The 20,326-nt window shown below is 72.3% G+C and carries 17 protein-coding genes; 10 read left to right on the top strand and 7 right to left on the bottom strand.

The genetic code is table 11. The features are described 5' to 3' along the window. Positions 1-7: 7 nt before the first annotated feature. A complete protein-coding gene (locus ACVFI9_RS17395; RefSeq protein ID WP_474763434.1) occupies positions 8-511 on the bottom strand; it encodes a metallophosphoesterase family protein in 504 nt (167 codons plus the stop codon). Between ACVFI9_RS17395 and ACVFI9_RS17400 the strand changes: the two genes are divergently transcribed. Then, positions 510-974, top strand: coding sequence for a hypothetical protein (locus ACVFI9_RS17400; RefSeq protein WP_474763435.1), 465 nt, complete (start codon positions 510-512; stop codon positions 972-974). The two genes, ACVFI9_RS17395 and ACVFI9_RS17400, sit on opposite strands and share 2 nt — an antisense overlap. A 108-nt stretch (positions 975-1,082) precedes the next feature. Here the strand turns inward: ACVFI9_RS17400 and ACVFI9_RS17405 are convergent, their stop codons facing one another. Further along, positions 1,083-2,054 carry a GlxA family transcriptional regulator gene (locus tag ACVFI9_RS17405; protein WP_474763436.1) on the bottom strand — a complete coding sequence of 324 codons (972 nt, stop codon included), beginning with the start codon at positions 2,052-2,054 and terminating at the stop codon, positions 1,083-1,085. 135 nt (positions 2,055-2,189) lie between these two features. On the opposite strand from ACVFI9_RS17405, the gene ACVFI9_RS17410 reads away from it, so the two are divergent. From ACVFI9_RS17410 to ACVFI9_RS17420, 3 genes are all read left to right on the top strand, one after another. Beyond that, positions 2,190-3,212: an SDR family oxidoreductase gene (locus tag ACVFI9_RS17410; protein ID WP_474763437.1), complete on the top strand. Its 1,023-nt coding sequence runs from the start codon at positions 2,190-2,192 to the stop codon at positions 3,210-3,212. Between the two features lie 55 nt (positions 3,213-3,267). Further along, entirely contained in the window at positions 3,268-3,621 is a 354-nt protein-coding gene (locus ACVFI9_RS17415) for a heavy-metal-associated domain-containing protein (RefSeq protein WP_474763438.1), read from the top strand. Between the two features lie 65 nt (positions 3,622-3,686). After that, positions 3,687-5,924 carry a heavy metal translocating P-type ATPase gene (locus ACVFI9_RS17420; protein WP_474766299.1) on the top strand — a complete coding sequence of 746 codons (2,238 nt, stop codon included), beginning with the start codon at positions 3,687-3,689 and terminating at the stop codon, positions 5,922-5,924. A gap of 21 nt (positions 5,925-5,945) precedes the next feature. On the opposite strand, the gene ACVFI9_RS17425 is transcribed toward ACVFI9_RS17420, so the two are convergent. From ACVFI9_RS17425 to ACVFI9_RS17445, 5 genes are all read right to left on the bottom strand, one after another. Continuing rightward, positions 5,946-7,247, bottom strand: a complete 1,302-nt coding sequence (locus ACVFI9_RS17425) for an ABC transporter permease (protein ID WP_474763439.1) — start codon at positions 7,245-7,247, stop codon at positions 5,946-5,948. Then, entirely contained in the window at positions 7,244-8,008 is a 765-nt protein-coding gene (locus tag ACVFI9_RS17430; RefSeq protein ID WP_474763440.1) for an ABC transporter ATP-binding protein, read from the bottom strand. Before ACVFI9_RS17430 ends, ACVFI9_RS17425 begins: the two co-directional genes overlap by 4 nt. A gap of 167 nt (positions 8,009-8,175) precedes the next feature. After that, complete coding sequence (locus tag ACVFI9_RS17435) at positions 8,176-9,645, bottom strand: MFS transporter (protein WP_474763441.1); 1,470 nt, start codon at positions 9,643-9,645, stop codon at positions 8,176-8,178. 188 nt (positions 9,646-9,833) lie between these two features. Continuing rightward, positions 9,834-11,513 carry a DUF885 family protein gene (locus ACVFI9_RS17440; RefSeq protein WP_474763442.1) on the bottom strand — a complete coding sequence of 560 codons (1,680 nt, stop codon included), beginning with the start codon at positions 11,511-11,513 and terminating at the stop codon, positions 9,834-9,836. An 85-nt stretch (positions 11,514-11,598) separates the two neighbouring features. Next, entirely contained in the window at positions 11,599-12,042 is a 444-nt protein-coding gene (locus tag ACVFI9_RS17445) for an Hsp20/alpha crystallin family protein (RefSeq protein WP_474763443.1), read from the bottom strand. A 169-nt stretch (positions 12,043-12,211) separates the two neighbouring features. Here ACVFI9_RS17445 and ACVFI9_RS17450 point away from each other — a divergent pair, with 169 nt between their 5' ends. The 6 genes from ACVFI9_RS17450 to ACVFI9_RS17475 all read left to right on the top strand — a co-directional run bounded on the left by ACVFI9_RS17450 (position 12,212) and on the right by ACVFI9_RS17475 (position 20,277). Continuing rightward, the gene (locus tag ACVFI9_RS17450) at positions 12,212-12,871 is read left to right on the top strand and encodes an NAD(P)-binding oxidoreductase (protein WP_474763444.1); all 660 of its coding nucleotides are present in this window, start codon (positions 12,212-12,214) and stop codon (positions 12,869-12,871) included. A 90-nt stretch (positions 12,872-12,961) separates the two neighbouring features. After that, positions 12,962-14,323, top strand: a complete 1,362-nt coding sequence (locus tag ACVFI9_RS17455; protein ID WP_474763445.1) for an MFS transporter — start codon at positions 12,962-12,964, stop codon at positions 14,321-14,323. Positions 14,324-14,332: 9 nt separating this feature from the next. After that, entirely contained in the window at positions 14,333-15,361 is a 1,029-nt protein-coding gene (locus tag ACVFI9_RS17460; RefSeq protein WP_474763446.1) for an FUSC family protein, read from the top strand. A 77-nt stretch (positions 15,362-15,438) separates the two neighbouring features. Continuing rightward, a complete protein-coding gene (locus tag ACVFI9_RS17465; RefSeq protein WP_474763447.1) occupies positions 15,439-16,284 on the top strand; it encodes a tryptophan-rich sensory protein in 846 nt (281 codons plus the stop codon). A 432-nt stretch (positions 16,285-16,716) separates the two neighbouring features. Continuing rightward, a complete protein-coding gene (locus tag ACVFI9_RS17470; RefSeq protein WP_474763448.1) occupies positions 16,717-17,247 on the top strand; it encodes a hypothetical protein in 531 nt (176 codons plus the stop codon). A 99-nt stretch (positions 17,248-17,346) separates the two neighbouring features. Continuing rightward, on the top strand, positions 17,347-20,277 hold the full coding sequence (locus ACVFI9_RS17475; RefSeq protein ID WP_474763449.1) for an aminotransferase class III-fold pyridoxal phosphate-dependent enzyme: 2,931 nt from the start codon (positions 17,347-17,349) through the stop codon (positions 20,275-20,277). The last annotated feature ends 49 nt before the right edge of the window (positions 20,278-20,326 follow it).

The following is a 20,326-nucleotide window of genomic DNA, read 5'->3' on the forward strand; positions in this document are numbered from 1 at the left end:
GGCGCCGTCAGCGCGCGACCGGGACGAGTTCCACGTCCCGGAGCGAGCCGTCGTCGGCCACGGCCGTCATCATGGTGCAGACCGGCTGGCGTCGGCGATCGGTGGGCGAGCCGGGATTCAGCAGCCGGATGCCCCGTGGTGTCACGCTGTCCCATGGGATGTGGCTGTGTCCGAACACGAGCACGTCGACGCCCTCGTGCTCGATGTCCATGCGCTCCTCCCGCCCCTTCGCGGGGCCGGTCTCGTGCACCACGCCGAACCGGACTCCGTCGAGTTCGACCCTGGCGACCTCGGGGAGGCCGGCCCGCAGCGCCGGGCCGTCGTTGTTGCCCCAGACGCCGACGAGCCGCGCCGCCCTGGCCTCGAGCGCGTCGAGGGTCGCGACGTCGATCCAGTCGCCCGCGTGGATGACGACGTCGGCCGCGTCGACCGCCCGCCACACCTGGTCGGGCAGCCGCTTCGCCCGCGCGGGGATGTGCGTGTCGGAGAGGAGCAGGAGGCGGGTGGCCATGGTCCATCATCGCGCTCGACCTCGCGGCGACATCGCGCTCGACCTCGCGGCGGCACGGCAGAATCGGGGGATGATCCCGTTCGAGCATTCCCGCGGCGTCGGCTGGGCCCGCTTCTTCGCGTGGACGTCGATGGGACTCGGACTCGCGGCGCTCATCGTGTCGGTGACCGTGCCGCTCGCCCTGCAGCTCGAGCGGGTGACGTGGGTCGTGCTGTTCGCCACGTTCGCGATCTGGGCGGCGTTCATGGCCGTGCCCCGTTATCGCGAGGCACATCGGCGGGTGCCGTGGATGGTCGCGGTCGGGGCCGCGCTCGGCATCCTGACGTTCGCCCTCATGGTGTACGCGGCCGTCGCGTTCATCCTCGCGGGCTACTACGACACGGTCATCCCGATGCTGCCGAACTGGACCGACGGCGGCGGCGACCCGTCGGCGCCCGGCATCGTCGCGGCACCGTCGGACTGACTCCTCCACCCGATGTTTCCGTTCCCGCCGGATGTCTCCGCTGCAGCGGGCACGCTGCGCGGGAACGGACACACCGGCCGGATTCCCTGACTCAGCCGACGCGCCCCCTCAACCCGCGGCCGCGGCGACGGTCGGCGCGAACGTGTGCCGGTACTCGGTCGGCGAGGTGCCGAGGATGCGGTGGAAGTGCAGCCGGAGGTTGGCACCCGTGCCCAGCCCGACGCGGTCGGCGACCTGCTCGACCCCGAGGTCGGTGCGCTCGAGCAGCTCGCGGGCGAGGTCGACACGGGCACGCAGGATCCACTGCATGGGCGTGTAGCCCGTGTCCTCGACGAAGCGGCGCGAGAACGTGCGCGGCGAGACGTTCGCGTGCCGCGCGAGGTCGGCGAGCGTGAGCGGCTCCTCGAGCCGCGCGAGGGCCCACTGCCGCGTGGCGGCGAACAGCTCGCCGAGCGGCTCGGGCACGCTGCGCGGCACGTACTGCGCCTGCCCGCCGCTGCGGTACGGCGCCGCCACGAGCCGTCGGGCGACGTGGTTCGAGAGCCCGACGCCGTGGTCGCGACGCACGAGGTGCAGGCAGAGGTCGATGCCCGACGCCGCGCCCGCCGAGGTGAGCACGCGGCCCTCGTCGACGAACAGCACGTTCTCGTCGACCATGACGAGGGGATGCTTCCGCGCGAGCGCGTGCGAGTAGTGCCAGTGCGTGGTCGCTCGCCTGCCGTCGAGCAGCCCCGTCGCGGCGAGCGCGAACGCGCCCGTCGAGATCGCCGCGAGCCGCGCCCCGCGGGCGTGCGCCGCGAGCAGCGCCTCGACGACGGCCGCCGGCGCCTCCTCGGTGTCGGGGTGCCGGTAGCCCGGCACGAACACGGTGTCGGCCCACTCGAGCGCCTCGAGTCCGTCGGCGACGTGGTACGAGAGCCCGTCGCCGCCGGTGACGAGCCCGGGCGACGCGCCGCAGACCCGCACCTCGTAGGGCATGCTCGCGCGATGCGTGAAGACCTGGGCCGGGATGCCCACGTCTAGCGGCTTGGCCCCCTCGAGCACGAGCACGGCGATGCGGTGATTGCGCTGCCGCGACATCCGGCCTCCCTGAAGCCGGTCATGGAAGAAGGACTGGCTCGATGCCCACCATACGCAATGTTCGCGCCAATCTCGCCGGTCAACCCCCATTGCGACCCCGAGCATCGCGGGTAGCATCCGTCGCGGGAGGCCCTCGTGAGCGACGAACTGGTCCTGGTCACCGGAGGCACCGGCTTCATCGGCGGCCACTGCATCGTGCGCCTGCTCGAGGGCGGTTACCGAGTGCGTACCACGCTGCGCTCGCTCGGCCGAGCCGACGACGTGCGGGCCCTCGTGCGCGCGGGCGGCGCCGATCCCTCGCGGATCGAGTACGCCCAGGCCGACCTGCTGCACGACGACGGATGGCACGCCGCGACCGCCGGGGCCACCCATGTGCTGCACGTGGCCTCGCCGTTCCCGGTGCGGCAGCCGGATGACGAGAACGAGCTCGTCGCCCCGGCCCGCGACGGCGCGCTGCGGGTGCTGCGTGCCGCGCGCGACACCGGCGTGCAGCGCGTGGTGCTCACCTCGTCGTTCGCGGCCGTCGGCTACTCGACCCGGCCCGACCGCCCCTTCACCGAGGCGGACTGGACCGATCCGGATGCTCCGGGCCTCACGCCGTACGCGAAGTCGAAGACCGTCGCCGAGCTCGCCGCCTGGGACTTCATCGACCGCGAGGGCGGCGAGCTCGAGCTCGCGGTCGTGAATCCCGTCGGCGTGTTCGGCCCCGCCCTGGGCGCCGACCTCTCGAGCTCCGTCGCGTTGCTGCTCGTGCTCATGCAGGGAAAGGTGCCCGCGGTGCCGAACGGCGAGACCTCGGCCGTCGACGTGCGCGACGTCGCCGACCTGCACGTGCGGGCGATGACGCATCCGGATGCCGAAGGCGAACGCTTCCTCGCCGTGTCGGGCGAGCCGATCAGCTACCCCGACCTCGCACGACTCCTGCGGGAGGAGCTCGGGGATCGAGCGGGGCGCGTGCCGCGATTCGCGATCCCCGACTGGCTCGTTCGGCTCGGGGCACGGTTCAACAGCGACCTGCGGGCGGTGCTTCCCGAGCTCGGCCGGTCACGCCATGCGTCGAGCGAGAAGGCGCGGCGGATGCTCGGATGGCAGCCGCGACCTCGCGACGAGGCCATCCTCGCCTCGGCGGAGAGCCTCATCCGCCTCGGACTCGTGTAGTGTTGGAGTACCCCAGAGGGGTATCTCGCGAACACCACACCACGAAGGGACGGCCATGACCGGCTTCCAGCGCATCGACCTCGGACTCACCGACGCGAACGCCTCGTGCAGCTGTTGCGCCACCGATGGCTCGCACGGAGCTGCCTCCGACGTCGCGATCGCGTCCGCGCCGGCCTCCGCGCACGCGCTCAGCTCCGAGTTCCTCGTCGAGGGCATGACCTGCTCGCACTGCGTGTCGAGCGTCACCGAGGAGCTCTCCGAGGTCGAGGGCGTGCAGCAGGTCGCCGTCGACCTGCGCCCGGGAGCGGCATCCGTCGTCACCGTGACGAGCTCGGGCCCGATCAGCGACGACGCCGTGCGCGCCGCGGTCGAGGAGGCCGGCTACACGCTGGCCGCGTCGCGCGCGTGAGCACGGCAGCGTCGACGCCGCTGCCGGCGGCATCACCCGCGCCCGTCGAGCTCGAGATCGAGGGCATGACGTGCGCGTCGTGCGCCACGCGCATCGAGCGCAAGCTCAACAAGCTCCCGGGCGTCGAGGCCTCCGTCAACTACGCCACCGAGAAGGCCCAGGTGCGCTGGGCCACCGACGACGTGCTCGACCCGGCCGAGCTCATCGCCGCCGTCGAGGCGGCCGGCTACCGGGCGACACTGCCGCCGCCGCCGATCGACCGCTCGACGGGCCCTTCGACGGGCTCAGGGACGGGGGCCCGCGAACGCGACGAGGTGCGCGAACTCGGCCGCCGCGTGCTCGTCTCGGCGGCACTCACGCTGCCGGTGCTCCTCATGTCGATGATCCCGGCGCTGCAGTTCACGAACTGGCAGTGGCTGGCGCTCACGCTCGCCGCACCGGTCGCGGTGTGGGGCGCCTACCCCTTCCACCGCGCCGCGGCGATCAACGCCCGGCACGGCGCGGCCACCATGGACACGCTCATCAGCGTGGGCGTCCTCGCCGCGTTCGGCTGGTCGCTCTACGCGCTGTTCCTCGGCGACGCCGGCATGCCCGGCATGCACATGACGTTCACGCTGATCGGGTCGCCCGAGACCGGCGCGAGCGAGATCTACCTCGAGGTCGCCGCCGCGGTCACGGTCTTCGTGCTCGCCGGGCGCTACGCCGAGGCGCGCGCCAAGCGCGAGTCGGGGGCCGCGCTGCGGGCCCTCCTCGAGCTCGGGGCGAAGGATGCCTCGCTCCTCCGCGACGGCCGCGAGACGCGCGTGCCCGTCGACACGCTGGTGCCGGGCGACCGGGTCGTCGTGCGGCCGGGCGAGACGATCCCCTCCGACGGGCTCGTCGTCGACGGGGCATCCGCGGTCGACGCCAGCATGCTCACGGGCGAGTCGGTGCCCGTCGAGGTGGGCGAGGGCTCCCGCGTGGTCGGTGCGACCGTCAACGTCGGCGGGCGCCTGGTCGTCGAGATCACCCGCGTCGGCGCCGACACCGAGCTCGCGCGCCTCGGCCGGCTCGTCGAGGAGGCGCAGACCGGCAAGGCGCCCGTGCAACGGCTCGCCGACCGCGTCTCGGCGATCTTCGTGCCGGTCGTGATCGGGCTGTCGATCCTCGCGTTCGCCGGGTGGCTGCTCGCCGGCGCGTCGCTCGAGGTCGCCTTCACCGCCGCGGTCGCGACGCTCATCATCGCGTGTCCATGCGCGCTCGGACTCGCCACCCCGACGGCACTCCTCGTCGGCACGGGCCGCGGCTCGCAGCTCGGCATCCTCATCCGCGGACCGCAGGTGCTCGAGCAGACCCGACGCATCGACACGGTCGTGCTCGACAAGACCGGCACCGTGACGAGCGGCCGCATGCGCGTGGCGCTCGTCGAGGCGGTCGACGGATGCCCCGAGCCCGAGCTGCTCCGCTACGCGGCCGCCGTCGAGGACGGCTCGGAGCACCCCGTCGCGCGCGCGATCGTGGCCGCGGCCACGGAGGGCGACGCGGAGCATCCCGCCACCGCCGTCCCGACCGCCGAGCAGTTCGCCGCGCACGCCGGCCTCGGCGTGCAGGCCGTCGTCGAGGGGCGACTCATCGTGGCGGGAAAGCCCGACTGGCTCGCGTCCGAGTGGTCGCTCGAACTGCCCGCCTCGCTGGCCGAAGCGCGAGACGAGGCCGAGGCACGCGGCATCACGACGGTCGTCGTGGCGTGGGACGGCGCCGTGCGCGGACTCATCGGCGTCGCCGACACGGTGAAGCCGACGAGCGCCGAGGCCGTCGCGCGACTCCGGCGACTGGGTCTGCGGCCCGTGCTGCTGACGGGCGACCACGAGGGCGCCGCCCGTGCGGTCGCCGCCGAGGTCGGCATCGACGACGTCCGGGCGGGCGTCACGCCCGCGGGGAAGCTCGAGGCGATCCGCGACCTGCAGGCCGGCGGGCACGTCGTCGCGATGGTCGGCGACGGCGTCAACGACTCGGCGGCGCTCGCGGCATCCGATCTGGGCATCGCCATGGGCGGGGGAACCGACGCGGCCATCGCGGCGAGCGACCTCACGGTCGTCTCGGGCGACCTGCTGCTCGTGCCCGACGCCATCCGCCTGGCGCGGCGCACCCTCGGCACGATCAAGGGCAACCTGTTCTGGGCCTTCGCCTACAACGTGGCCGCGATCCCCGTCGCGATGCTGGGCCTGCTGAACCCGCTCGTCGCGGGCGCGGCAATGGCGTTCTCGTCGGTGTTCGTGGTGACGAACAGCCTGCGACTGCGGAGGTTCCGCCCCGAGGCGTGACGCCGCGGGGCGCTCCCTGCGTCACTCGTAGCGCAGGGACTCCACGGGGTCGGCGCGCGCCGCGCGCACCGCGGGCAGCGTGCCCGCGAGGAACGCGACGCCCATCACCACGACGACGGTGAGCGCGACCGCCACCGGGTCGAACGCGATGAGCGTGAGCCCGGGCAGGTCGGCGAGGAGCCGTTCCCCGAGCGTCGAACTGATCGCGCTGCCCGCCAGCATGCCGAGGCCTGCGCCGATCGCGCTGCCGAGGAATCCGATGAACACGGCCTCGAGGCTGAACAGCCCGAACACCTTGCCGCTGCCCATGCCCATGGCCTTCATGAGGCCGATCTCGCGCGTGCGCTCCTGCACCGACATGAACAGCGTGTTCACGATGCCGAAGCTCGCGGCGAGCAGCGCGATGACCGCGAATGCGTTCAGCACGAGCACGATGCCGTCGATGACGCTCTTGAAGGCGCCGAGGCGCTCGGCGACGGTGGTCGCGTCGTATCCGGCGTCGGTGAGCCGATCCTGCAGGGCGGCCGCCTCCTCGTCGGTCGCGGCGCCGTCGAACCAGACGGTCGCCTGGCTGAAGACGTCGCGCTGACTCGCGTCGAGGCCCGTCGACTGGGCTTCGAAGAGCGCGTCGTTCAGGGCGTCGTTCGGCACCGCCGAGCTCGTCGTGCCGAGGCTCGCCTGGGTGATCCCGACGACCGTGGCCTCGAGCTCGTGCCTGGCGCGCGCCGCGTCCGTCACGGCGAGCGTGACGGTCTCGCCGAGAGCGGCCTCCGCATCGTCGAAACCGAGCACGTCGAGGTAGGAATCGGGGATGACGACCTGGTACCCGGATGCCGCGGCATCCGGTTGCTCACCGGCGACCAGCGGGAGCCGCATGCCGTTCACGAACCCGCCGACGCCGATCTCGTACTCGGTGCCGCCGTCACGGGCGACGGAGTCGACGTCGACGCTCTTCACGGGTTCGACGCGCAGGACGCCGTCGATCGCCGCGAGTTCGTCGAGCTCCACGGAGCCGATCGGCGCGACGACGCTCGTCGTTCCCGGCGGACCGTTCTCGGGGCGCACGATCGCGTCGGGGTCGTATTCACGTGGGCCGTCCGAGGCATCCGTCGCATTCTCGGCGACCTTCGTGACGGTCATCGAGTCGTCGGTGCCGATCGCGGCGACCGTATCGTCGATGTACCGGTTGATGCCCGTGCCGAGGCCGTTGGTGATGGTCAGGGTGAAGGCGCCGACGAAGATCGCGAGGATCGTCAGGATCGTGCGGGTCTTCGAGCGGAAGGTGTTGCCGATCGCCGAGGCGACGAGGTCGATGGGGTTCACGCGGCCCTCCCCTCCGCGTCGGCGCGTACGGCGTCGTCGACGCGCTCGCTGGGCTCGACGCTCTCGACGCTCTCGCCGTGCTCGACGTCGAGGATGCGCCCGTCGCGGATGTGCACGCGCCGATCGCACCGGGCGGCGAGCTCCTCGTCGTGGGTGACGACGATGAGCGTGATGCCGTGCTCGCGATTGAGGTCGAAGAGGATGTCCTCGACCACGCCTCCCGTGGCCGTGTCGAGGTTGCCGGTGGGCTCATCGGCGAAGATCACCCGGGGGTTGTTCACGAGCGCGCGGGCGATGACGGTGCGCTGCTTCTGTCCGCCCGAGAGGTTCACGGCCCGGTTCTTGGCCTTGTCGGCGAGCTCGAGCTGCTCGAGCGCAGCGAGGGCGCGACGCTTCCGTTCGGCGCGGCCGACGCCGGCGATCTTCAACGGGAGCATGACGTTCTCGAGGACCGTCGCGTTCGGGGTGAGGAAGAACTGCTGGAAGACGAACCCGAAGGTCCGGTTGCGCGTGCGATTCAGCGCCGCGCCGCCGAGCGCACGGGTGTCGGTGCCGGCGAGTTCGACGGTACCGTCGGTCGGCCGATCGAGCAGCGCGAGCACGTGCATGAGCGTCGACTTGCCCGAGCCGCTCTTGCCGATGATCGCGACGCTCTCCCCCTCGTGGATGTCGAGGCTCACACCCGTCAACGCGTCGAATCGGTTGGCTCCGCGACCGTACGACTTGCGTACGTCGCGTGCCGAGAGGATCGGGGTGGTCATCGCGTGCTGCTCCCTGTCGTGACGAGGTCTGCATCCAGCCTCGTCGGGAGCGGCGCCCGGCACATCCATCCAACGGATGCACCTCGGCTACTGCCGGGGCGGTACGCCGGGGGACGGCACGCGGCGCGGGTGGGGCGTCGACGGCCCCACCCGCGTGCTGCTTCCGTTCAGCGGCTCCGCTCGGCGGCGGCCTCCTCGCGGCCTGCGGCGTCCGCGTCGGCCGACGTGACCGGCGGGCGGTGCAGGAGGACGCTCGCGATGAGTGCGCCGACGACGGCGAGCGCGGCGGCTCCGAAGAACGCGGCGGAGTAACCGGATGTCGTGGCGGCGGCATCCGCCCCGCCTTGCGTGACGGCGCCCTGCGTGACGACGGCGGCGACCGCGGTCATCGCGGCGAGGCCCACCGCCGAGCCGATCTGGTAGCTCGTGTTCACGAGTCCGGATGCCACGCCGGTCTCCTCGGGGCGGGCTGCTCCGATCGCCGTGCCGAGCGACGGCACGAACGCGAGCGCCATGCCGAGCGCCGCCACGAGCGACGCGGGGAGGACGTCGACGACGTAGCTGCCGTCGGGCCGTGCGAAGCCGAGCCACGCGAGGCCTGCCGCGAGGAGGACGAAGCCGGACACGATGAGCGGCTTCGCCCCGAACCGGGCGAGCAGGCGAGGTGCGAGGAGCGTCATGCCGACGACGATGAGCACCGTCATCGGCAGGAGCGCCGCGCCCGACGCGAACGCGCCTGCGCCGAGGACGTGCTGCAGGTAGAGGTTCAGGAAGAACCACATCGGAACCCACGCGGCGCCGAGGAGGAGCTGCGCGAGGTTCGCCGCACCGAGCTGCGGTGTGCGGAAGATCCCGAGTCGCAGCAGCGGCTGGCGGCTCCGCGCCTGGATCGCGAAGAACCCGACGAGGAGCGCGGCGCCCGCGGAGAGCGCGACGAGCGTCTCGACCGACGCCCAGCCGGCCTCCGGCGCACGCACGACGCCGTAGACGACGGCGGCGAGGCCGAGCGTCGCCAAGACGGCGCCGCCGAGGTCGATGCGGCCTCGGCCGGATCGGACCCGCGGGAGGGCGAGCGGGGTGAGCGCGATGACGACGAGGGCGATCGGCACCGTCACGTAGAACACCCACGGCCAGCTCGCGTACTCGGTGAGCACGCCGCCGAGGAACACACCCGCGGTGCCGCCGATGGGGGCGGCCGCGCCGTAGACGGCGAACGCCTTGGGAAGGTCGGGGGTTCCGCCGAACAGCGTCATCAGGAGGGTGAGCGCTGCCGGGGCGATGAGCGCCGCGCCGGCGCCCTGCACGGCACGTCCGGCGATCTCCACGGCGGCGGTGCCGGCGGCGCCTGCGAGGACGGAGCCGAGCAGCAGCGTCACCCAGCCCGCGACGAACACGCGCCTGGCGCCGAACACGTCGGAGAGGCGACCGCCCAGGAGGAGCAGCCCGCCGAACGCGACGACGTAGGCGTTGAAGACCCACGACAGCGATTCGGGCGTGAAGCCCAGGGCGGCCTGGATGTCGGGCAGCGCCACGCCGATGATCGAGGTGTCCATGATGACGACGAACTGCGCGGCGGCGATCAGGGCGAGACCCAGCCAGCGGCGGGGCGCGGGCGGGCTCACGGATGGTGCTGGCATCAGAGGTGCTCCTTGTCTCGAGTGCGATGACGTTGGAGTTCGACAACGCAGTACCCGGGAGGGGTATTGCAGGCCTCTGTGGCGACGGCAGGATTCGACGCATCGATGGCAGGAATCCGTCGAGCGGACGCCGAACACGCGTCCTCGTTCCCCGCTCGGCCCCACTCCGCCGCCGATGGGCGGAACGCTCAGCCCAGCGACGCCTCCGAGTACCACGCGCCCGCTGCGTCCAGCAGATCGACGTCGGCACGATCGCCGAGGAGCTCCCAGCGCTGCAGCGACATCGGCACGTTGCCGTTGCGCCACACGAAGTCGTGGAACTCGCGCACCGAGAACTCGGCGCCGTCGAGCTGCGCGGCGACCGCGGCATCGGCGAGCATGCGCTGCACCTCGAGCTTGCCCACGTGGTACGCCATCGCGAGGCCCGGCGTCGCGACGTAGTACGACGTCTCCTCGGTCGCCGTCGCGACATCCATGGGCACCATCCGCACGAAGAAGTCGACCGCGTCGTGCAGCGAGAACTCGCCGGTCGCCAGGTTCACGTCGACCACGACCCGGAGGGCTCGCAGCCGCACGAAGTTGTGGACGATCGTTCGAGAGTGCGGGGCGTCCTCGAAGAGCCCCGCGGTGAGCATGAGCTCCTCGTTGTAGTGCGCGATGCCCTCGTTCGCGACCGAGTCGATGAAGTGCCGGCGCGCCGGATTCGGATGGGCCCACGACAACGCCAACTGCTGGGCGTGGGCGCCCTCGTGGATGATGCCGAGCCGTGGGTCGCGGGCGCTCGCGGCATCGAAGTACGGCAGGTCGGGAGAAGGCTCGGGCACGTACGACGTCGCGTCGTGCGCGACCCGTCGGATGCTCGTGAGATCGTCGGTGACGCCGAGGAACGCGACGGGCTCGAGGTACGCGGGCGTCGCCGCGAAGCGGTAGCGACGCAGCGACGCCAGCTGGCTCAGCAGGCCGGCGGCGTCGGAGAACGCGCGGACCTGCGCTTCGGCGGCCTCCTCGGCGGCGACCAGGGCCGCCGAATCGGCGGCGAGCGGCGCCTCGGGGAGGTCACGATGACGTGTACGCGACACGGCTTCGCCGACCACGCTGCGGTAAACGTCCTGCATGGCAGCCCGCACCAGCTCCTCGGGCTCGGCCGTGACGAGGGCGACGTGCCGCAGGTACCAGACGAACGCGTCGCGTCCGACGACCACGTCGGGCGCGAGGCGGTCGGCGGATGCCTCGAGCCACGTACGGTACCGCTCGAGCGCGTCGCTCGCGGCGGGTCGGGCTGCGGCGAGCGCCGCGGCGGTCGCGGCATCCGTCAGCGGCGAGAGCTCCTCGACCGAGTGCGCGAGCCGTGCTCCGATGCCCGCGAGCTCGGCGGCCGCGACGCGCGCGAGTGTGGCGACTCCTTGCCGCTCGAGGTTCGCGATCGCCCGGTCGACGGCCCCCGGAACCGCCTCGAGCACGCGCACGAGGTCGGCCTGCCGCGTCGCCTCGAACGGCGGCGGCGCGAGCAGCAGGTCGAACCAGGGACCCAGGATCTGCGACGTGAGGAACACGGCGTCTCGTTCCCAGTTGCGGAGCACGTCGAGCTCCCAGTGCACGCGGGCGAGCGCCGCGCCGAGCAGCCGGTGATCGACCTGAACTTCGACCGGAAGCGCCGCGAGCGCCTCGGCATCGATGTCGCGCCACCGCTCGGCGAATCCGCCGAGGGCGCTCCGGAACTCCTCGATCGCCGCCGGATCGAAGCGAGGCACCCACCCGGCGGGCCGTTCGACGCGAGGGATGTCGTCTGACGTGCGGAACGAGGTCGCGTCGCGCCACTCCCAGAAGTCGGTGGCGAGCTGGGCGAGGTTCGCGGCGGGCGACGTCATACGGGCCACGCTAGCCCCGCCCACCGACGCGTCACGGACGGATGCCGCGGGGCTCGGCCCGCGGCATCCGTTCGTGCTCGGTTCGTCAGCTCGACGCCGACGCCCCGGTCGTCACTTCCTTCTCGGCGTGCGGCGCACTCTGCACCTGCACCTTGCGCGGCTTGGCCTTCTCGCTCACCGGGATGACGACGCTCAGCACGCCGTTGTCGTAATGCGCGCTGATCGCGGAGGTGTCGAGGCCGTCGCCCAGGGTGAGCTGGCGCAGGAACGAACCGCTCGGGCGCTCGTGCGCGAGCCACTGCACGTCGGACTCGGAGCGCAGGGTGCGCTCGGCGCGGATCGTGAGCAACTGCCCGTCGACGTCCACGTCGATCGAGCCAGGGTCGACGCCCGGCAGGTCGGCCGAGAGCACGTAGTGGTCGCCGTCACGGTGCAGGTCGATCGGCATCATGCGCGGCGCCTGTCGGGTGTCCATCAGTCCCTGCGCGAGGCGGTCGAGGTCGCGGAACGGGTCCCAGTACACAGCCATGGCTTCTCCTCCTTGTTCGCTGCCGCGTTCGCGGCGGTGTGTCCAAGAGTTGAGTCCATCCGACTCAAGTAGGTTCAGATTAGCACTCTCGGGCAGAGAGTGCCAAGACCTGTTCGAGAGATTCCGGACGTCACTTGCGCCGCTCGGCCGGGCCGCGTTGACTGGGGCGATGCGCGTCGTCATCGCCGGAGGCCACGGCCAGATCGCCCTCATCCTCGAACGCCTGCTCGCCGACGCCGGGCACGAGCCGATCGCGATCATCCGCAACCCCGAGCACCGCCCCGACGTCGACGCGACGGGCGCTGCGGCGGTCGTGCTCGACCTGGAGGAGGCATCCGTCGACGAGGTCGGCCAGGTGCTGAAGAACGCGGATGCCGCGGTGTTCGCGGCCGGGGCCGGCCCGGGCAGTTCGGCCGCGCGCAAGTTCACCGTCGACCGGGACGCCGCCATCCTGCTCGCCGACGCGGCCGAGGCGGCCGGAGTCCCCCGGCTCCTCGTGATCTCGGCCATGAGCGCCGACCGGTTCGATCCCGACTCGCAGGACGTGTTCCAGCTCTACCTGCGTGCGAAGAGCGAAGCGGATGCCTCGGTGCGATCGCGCGACCTCGACTGGACGATCGTGCGACCGGGCCGCCTCACGAACGAGTCCGGCACCGCATCGGTGCGGGTCGGCGCCGCGCTGCCCGCGGGCTCGATCCCCCGAGCGGATGTCGCGGCGACGATCGCCGCGCTCCTCGAGACCGGCGCGGCGTCCCGCACGCAGTTCGACCTCGTGTCGGGCGATGAGTCGATCGCCGAGGCGCTCGCCGGGCTGACCCGCGGCGTCTGAGGCGTGGTCGGCGGCCGCCGACCGGATCCCGCGGGAGGATGACCGGATCCCACGGCACGGATGCCCCGCGCCATACGTGAGAATCGGGGGATGACCACGCGCACACCCCGGCACACGAGCTCCCTGCACCCGGCGTGGATCGTCGCCGCAGTCGCGTTCCTGGCGCTCGTGGGGGCGGCCGGCTTCCGCGCCGCGCCGGGCGTGCTCATGCTGCCGCTCGAGGCGGAGTTCGGCTGGACGCGCACCGAGCTCTCGACCGCGGTGACGGTGAATCTGCTGCTCTACGGGCTGATGGCCCCGTTCGCGGCCGCGCTCATGGCGCGGTTCGGCATGCGGGCCGTCACGAGCCTCGCCCTCGTGCTCGTCGGGGCCGGCGCCGCGCTCAGCATCTTCGCCACGGCGCCGTGGGTGCTCGTGCTCACGTGGGGCGTGATGATCGGCCTCGGCAGCGGATCGATGGCGCTCGTCTTCGCGGCCACGGTCGCCGACCAGTGGTTCGTCAGGCGCCGCGGCCTGGTGGTCGGCGTGCTCACGGCGGGCAGCGCGACGGGGCAGCTCGCGTTCCTGCCGCTCATCGCCATCCTCGTCGAGCAGCAGGGGTGGCGGCAGGCGTCGCTCCTCGTCGCCATCGCCGCGTTCGCGGTCGTGCCGCTTGTGCTCGTCTTCCTCCGGAATCGGCCGGCCGACCTCGGCACGACGCCGTTCGGCGCCGCCGACGACTGGACGGCACCGGCTCGCCCTCGCGGCAACGCCGCCCGGCTTGCCCTCACGACCCTCGCGCGGGCCGCGCGCAAGCGAACCTTCTGGGCGCTCGTGGCCGGCTTCGCCATCTGCGGGGCGACGACGAACGGGCTCGTCGGCACCCACTTCATCCCGGGCGCACACGATCACGGGATGCCGGAGACCACCGCGGCCGGCCTGCTCGCACTCGTCGGCATCTTCGACATCGTCGGCACCGTGGCATCCGGCTGGCTCACCGATCGCGTGAACCCGCGCATCCTGCTCGCGATCTACTACGCGGGACGCGGGGTCGGACTCGCCGTGCTGCCGTTCCTGCTCGGTGCGACCGTGCAGCCGCCGATCATCGTCTTCGTGGTCATCTACGGACTCGACTGGGTGGCGACCGTGCCGCCGACCGTCGCGCTCTGCCGCGAGGTGTTCGGGGCCGACGGCCCCATCGTCTTCGGCTGGGTGTTCGCGTCGCACCAGGTGGGCGCCGCGATCGCGGCCACCGCCGCGGGGCTCGTGCGCGACCACACGGGAGATTACACGATCGCGTGGTTCGGCGCGGCCGGGCTCTGTGCGGTCGCCGCCGTCGTGAGTGCGTCGATCCGGCGCGTCCCCCGGATCGAGCCGGTGGGCGAAGCGGCCGGGCCGATCGAGCGCGTGGCACCGAGCGAGCACGCCGGGCCGAGCGAGCCCGCCGAGCCGGTGGAGCCCGCGCGCGGCTAGCCTTGGCGCATGCGCATCACGGCCACCTTCCGGGCGACGACTCGGGTGCCGCTGCTGCAGGTGCTGAAGTCGGCCGTCGCGACCATAGCCGCCTGGCTCGTCGCGGGCTGGGTGGTGCAGGGCCAGTTGCCGGTGTTCGCGGCGATCGCGGCGCTGCTCGTGGTGCAGCCGAGCGTGAACCAATCGTTCGGCAAGGCCTTGGAGCGCTCGATCGGCGTCATCCTCGGAGTGCTCGTCGCGTCGGGGCTCTCGCTCCTGCTCGGGCAGAGCACGTGGGTCATCCTCGTCGCGATCGTCGTCGCGATGCTCGTCGCGTGGGCGCTGAAGATGACGCCCGTGACCAGCAACCAGGTGGCGATCAGCGCCATGCTCGTGCTCGCGCTCGGCGCGTCCTCGCCCGAGTACGCGCTCGACCGGGTGTTCGAGACGCTGATCGGCGCGGCGATCGGCATCATCGTGAACGCGCTCATCGTGCCGCCGGTGGCGGTGGCCCCGGCTCGGGAGCAGCTCGCGCGGCTCGGCGGCGAGCTCGCGGCATCCGTCGACCGTCTCGCCGACGCGCTCGGCGAGGCCCGCTCGCGCGCCGACCTCGAGGGGCTCATGATCGAGGCGCGACTGCTGCGCCCGATGCGGGATGCCGCGGATGCCGCGATCGTCGCCGGCGAGGAGTCGCTCACCCTGAACCCGCGTCGCTCCGCGCACCGCGGCGAGCTGCGCCGGTTGCGCGAGCTGCTCACGAAGCTGAGTCCGATCGTGACGCAGCTGATCGGGATGACGCGTGCGTTCGCCGACCACTACGACGAGACGCTGCACGACGAGCCGACGGTGCGCGCCATCGCCGAGCAGCTGCGCCGGGTGGCGCACGACGTTCGTCTTGCCGTGCGCGTCGCGGAGCCCGAGGCCGAGCCGCTCACGTCGGAGATGCCGGCGCTGACGTCGGCGCTCGTGGTCGCTCCGCCTGCGTCGGGGCACTGGATCCTCGTCGGGTCGCTCATGGAGGACCTGCGACGGATTCGCGAGGAACTCCGCGCGGACTGATGGGCACCGGGGCGCCCCCTGCATAGGCTGGCACTGCGACACGACCGGGGATCCACGAGACGACGGCAGGAGCGGTGATGACGACGTCAGCGGCGGAGGGACGGCGAACGGGCGGCGATCTGGCCCGGCAGCTCACGGTGGCGGTGAGTGCCGTGGTGGCCGTGGTGGGGGCCTTCATCGGGTCGGGCGCGGCCGGCGGCACGCCGATCCAGGATGCCGCGGGCGGCGCCCTCGCGGCCGATGCGACGCTCATCGCCCCGGGCGGCGCGGCGTTCGGCATCTGGTCGGTCATCTACTTCGGCTTGCTCACCTACGCCGTCTGGCAGTTCCTGCCGGCGCAGCGCGCCAACGTGCGGCACCGTCGGGTCGGCTACCCGATCGCGGCGTCGCTCGTGCTCAACGCGGCGTGGATCCTCAGCATCCAGTTCGACCTGCTCTGGCTCAGCGTGCCCGTGATCGTCGTGCTGCTCGTGGTGCTCGTCTACGCGTTCGCGCAGTGCCTGGAGTACCCGGCTCGGAATGTCGTCGATGCGATCGTGACCGACGGCACCGTCGGGCTCTACCTGGGGTGGGTGATCGTCGCGACGGCGGCGAATGTGACGGCGGCGCTCGTCGCGGCAGGCTTCGACGGCTGGGGCATCCCGCCCGAGACGTGGGCGGTGATCGTGGTCGCCGTCGCCGGGCTCGTGGGGGTGGCGCTCGCCGTCTGGGACGGCGGACGGATCGCACCCACGCTGTCGCTCTGCTGGGGACTCGCCTGGATCGCGATCGCCCGGCTGACGGATGCCCCGGCATCGACGGTGACCGGAGTGGCCGCGATCATCGCCGTGGTGGCCGTGCTCGTGACGACGGTCACCGTTCGCGTTGCCGCTGAGCTGCGCCGGCGCCGCGCCGCCGCGCCGCCTTCGACGCCCGCCGCCTGACCGGCGTCCGGCCGGGTAGACACGACGCCGCTGATCGCGGCTCGACGTCGGCGGCTCCGATCCGACTGTTTCGTCGGCGGGGGCGGTGCCTTCCGGCACCCCGGCACTCCGGCACTCCGGCACTTCGGCACTCCGGCACTCCGGCACCCCGGCACTCCGGCACTCCGGCACTCCGGCACTTCGGTACGTCGGCACTTCGAGACATCGGCACCTCGGCACCTCGGCACCTCGGCACCTCAGCACCCCGGCACCCCGGCACTCGGGCACTCGGGCACCGACGTTGGGAATGAAACGGTCGTTCGCGAGACGGCGTCCTCCACAGCAACGGGGCGCCGCGAATCCTCCACAGGTGAACGCGTGCACGTTCCGGGCACGCAATCCGATGAATATCGTGAGCGCGTCCCGTCCGTCGGAGAGAACAGGGGAGGCCACATGACCGAGCGCAGTGTGAAGGTCGACGTGTCGACCGGCCAGCTGGTCGCCGATCTCGCGCATTTCCTCGGCCGCACGAAGAAGGCCGTACTGCGCGATGCCGTCCTCGCCTTCACCGAGGTGCACGAGCCGACGATCGCCCACGGCGCCGCCGTCTCCACCGAACGCGCGGCCGAAGCATCCGGCTCCCTCGAGGGTGCGCGTCTGCTGGCCGACGCGGCCGGCGACTTCGCATCGCTGCCGCTCCGCGACCGGGTGACGGTGCGGCGCCGGCAACTCCTCGAGGTACTTCGCCGATACGACGCCCGCAACCCGCGCATCGTCGGCGACCTCGCGAACGGCATCGACACCGACATGCTCGAGCTCCTGGTGGAACGAGACCTCGTCTCGGCTCGCTGGGATCTCCTCGAGTGCATCCATGAGACCCAGCAGCTGCTCGGCGCCACCGTCCACTTCCACGACGTGACGGCACTGAAGCTGCTCGCATCCGACCGGCTCGAGCGGCTCGAGCGCGAGGCCGTTCCGCTCTGACCCGCAGCGCCGCGGCGAATCGCGGCAGCGCGAATCGACACGACGGAGATGGGGACGCATCCGACCGGGTGGCTATCGTCGAATCGGAAAGGGGCGCGGATGTCGCACGCGAACGCCGAGGACACGGGGCGCAGGACCGGATTCGACTTCTTCGGAACCGGCGAGCTGCCGGCGCCGAACCTCGCGGCGGGCGAGGTCGCCGCCATCGTGCGCGAACAGTGGGGCCTCGACGTCGAGCTCGAGCCGCTCGGCAGCCAGCAGGACCAGAACTTCCTCGCGACCGCCGACGGCACTCCGGCCGGTGTCGTCAAGGTCACGAATCCCGCGTTCAGCGCGACTGAGATCGCGGCGCAGGAGGCTGCGGCCGCGCGCATCGCGGCGAGCGCGCCCGACCTGCGCGTCGCCACGACGATGGTCGACGCCTCGGGCTCACCGCGTCACGTGGTCGCCGACACGAGCGAGGGGCCGCGGAGCATCCGACTCATCCGCCACCTGCCCGGCGGAACCCTGACCGGCGGCGCCCACCTCTCGGCGCGCTCCGTCGCCCGCATGGGCGAACTCTCCGCCCGCGCCAGTCTCGCGCTCGTCGACTTCGAGCACGACGGCCTCGACCGCGTGCTGCAGTGGGACCCTCGGCACGCCGATCGCGTCGTCGAACTGCTCGCACCGCATCATCCCGAGCCGGCGCGGCGGAAGCAGGTGACGGATGCCGCGGCCGCCGCCTGGGCGCGGCTCGACGCCGTCGCCGCCGACCTGCCGCAGCAGGCCGTGCACCTCGACCTCACCGACGACAACGTCGTCTGCTCGACCGACCACGGCATCCGCACGCCCGACGGGCTCATCGACTTCGGCGACGTCACCCGCAGTTGGGCGGTCGCCGAGCTCGCGATCACGATCTCCTCGGTGCTGCACCACGCGGGCGCCGAGCCGACGTCGGCGCTGCCGGCGGTGCGCGCCTTCCACGAGCGCCGGCCGCTGTCGCCGGCCGAGATCTCGGCGATCTGGCCCCTCGTCGTGCTGCGCGGCGCAGTACTCGTCGTCAGCGGCGAGCACCAGGTGCAGCTCGACGGCGGGACGAACGCCTACGCCGCGAGCGGCGTGGAGCGCGAGTGGCGCATCTTCGAGCAGGCCGTCTCGGTGCCGGTCGAGGTGATGACGGCGGTGATCGCCGATGCGCTGGACTTGGAGCGCGGTGATCGAGGCGCGGTGGCGGAGGCGACGACCGTCGACCTCAGCCCCGGCATCGACGTCACCCGCGCGGTGCGCCTCGACGTGTCCCTCACCTCCGACGACGTCGACTCGGGAGCTTGGCTCGACCCCGACCTCGAGGAGCGGCTGGCGCTCGCGGCGCTCGATGCCGGAGCATCCGTCGCCTGGCTCGAGCGCGGCACGCCGAGGCTCAGTGCGAGCCGCATCCGCTCGGCCTCGTCGGCGGCGACCGTGCCGACGGGCATCGACGTCTGGTTCGCCGAGCCGCAACGCCTGACCGCGCACGGAGGTGCACGGCTCGTCATCGAGATGGCCGACGGCGCCGTCATCCTCGACGGTGCCGTGCTCGCGCGCACGCGCGCCCGCGTCCGCCTCGAAGCGCCTGGAGCCCCGCGCGTCCCGCACCTCGTTCGGCCCGAGTACGCCCCCGGCTGGCTGGCCGTGACCGAGGACCCTGCGGGCGCGATGGGGCTGGACGGCGGGGGTCTCGAGACGCCGCTGCGCGGCTCCTCGACCACCGGGGCCACGGCGAGGAGCGACGCCGCAGCACTCATCGCCCGCCGCGACCGCACGTTCGCCGAGGTGCAGGAGCACTACTACGACGCACCGCCCCGCATCGAGCGCGGCTGGCGCGAGCACCTCGTCGGCACCGACGGGCGCGTGTACCTCGACATGGTGAACAACGTCACCCCGCTCGGACACGGACACCCGAAGCTCGCGGCGGCGGTCGCGAAGCAGCTGCGCACGCTGAACACCAACTCGCGCTTCAACTACGGCGCCGTCGTCGAGTTCTCCGAACGGCTCGCGGCACTCCTCCCCGACCCGCTCGACACCGTGTTCCTCGTGAACTCGGGCTCCGAGGCCACCGACCTCGCGATCCGCATCGCCCTGGCAGCGACAGGGCGACGCGACGTCGTCTCGCTCCTCGAGGCCTACCACGGCTGGACGTACGCCTCCGATGCCGTCAGCACCTCGACGGCCGACAACCCCAGCGCGCTCGCGACGCGCCCCGACTGGGTGCATGCACTCGATGCGCCGAACCCGTTCCGCGGCGTCCATCGGGGCTCGGATGCCACGCGCTACGCGCCGGAGGCCGCCGAGCGCATCCGGCGCCTCGCCTCCGACGACCGACCGCCGGCCGCCTTCATCGCCGAGACCTTCTCCGGCAACGCCGGCGGCATCCCCCTGCCCGACGGCTACCTCCCCGAGGTCTACACGGCCGTGCGCGAGGTCGGGGGCCTTGCCATCGCCGACGAGGTGCAGGCCGGATACGGACGCCTCGGCCACTGGTTCTGGGGCTTCGAGCAGCAGGGGGTCGTGCCCGACATCGTCGCCGTCGCGAAGGCCGCCGGCAACGGCTACCCGCTCGGCGCCGTCATCACGACGCGCGAGATCGCCGCCCGGTATCGCACGCAGGGCTACTTCTTCTCGTCGACGGGCGGCAGTCCCGCGTCGAGCGTCGCAGGACTCGCGGTGCTCGACGCGTTCCGCGAGGAACGGCTGCAGCAGAACGCCGCCGAGACCGGCACGTACCTCAAGCGCCGACTCGAGGAGCTTGCGATGCGACATCCGCTCATCGGCGCCGTGCACGGCCTCGGCCTCTACCTCGGCGTCGAGTTCGTGCGCGACCGCGCAACCCTCGAGCCGGCCACCGAGGAGACCGCCGCGATCTGCGACCGGCTCCTCGGGCTCGGGGTCATCATGCAGCCGACGGGCGATCACCAGAACGTGCTGAAGACGAAACCGCCGCTGTGCCTGTCGCGCGAGTCGGCGGACTTCTTCGTCGACATGCTCGAACGGGTCCTCGACGAGGGCTGGTAGTCCGCCGATCGATCCGCCGCAACGCGCTCGAGGTGAACATTGCCTGAGA

It is taken from the genome of Agromyces sp. NSFZ (assembly GCF_056156205.1).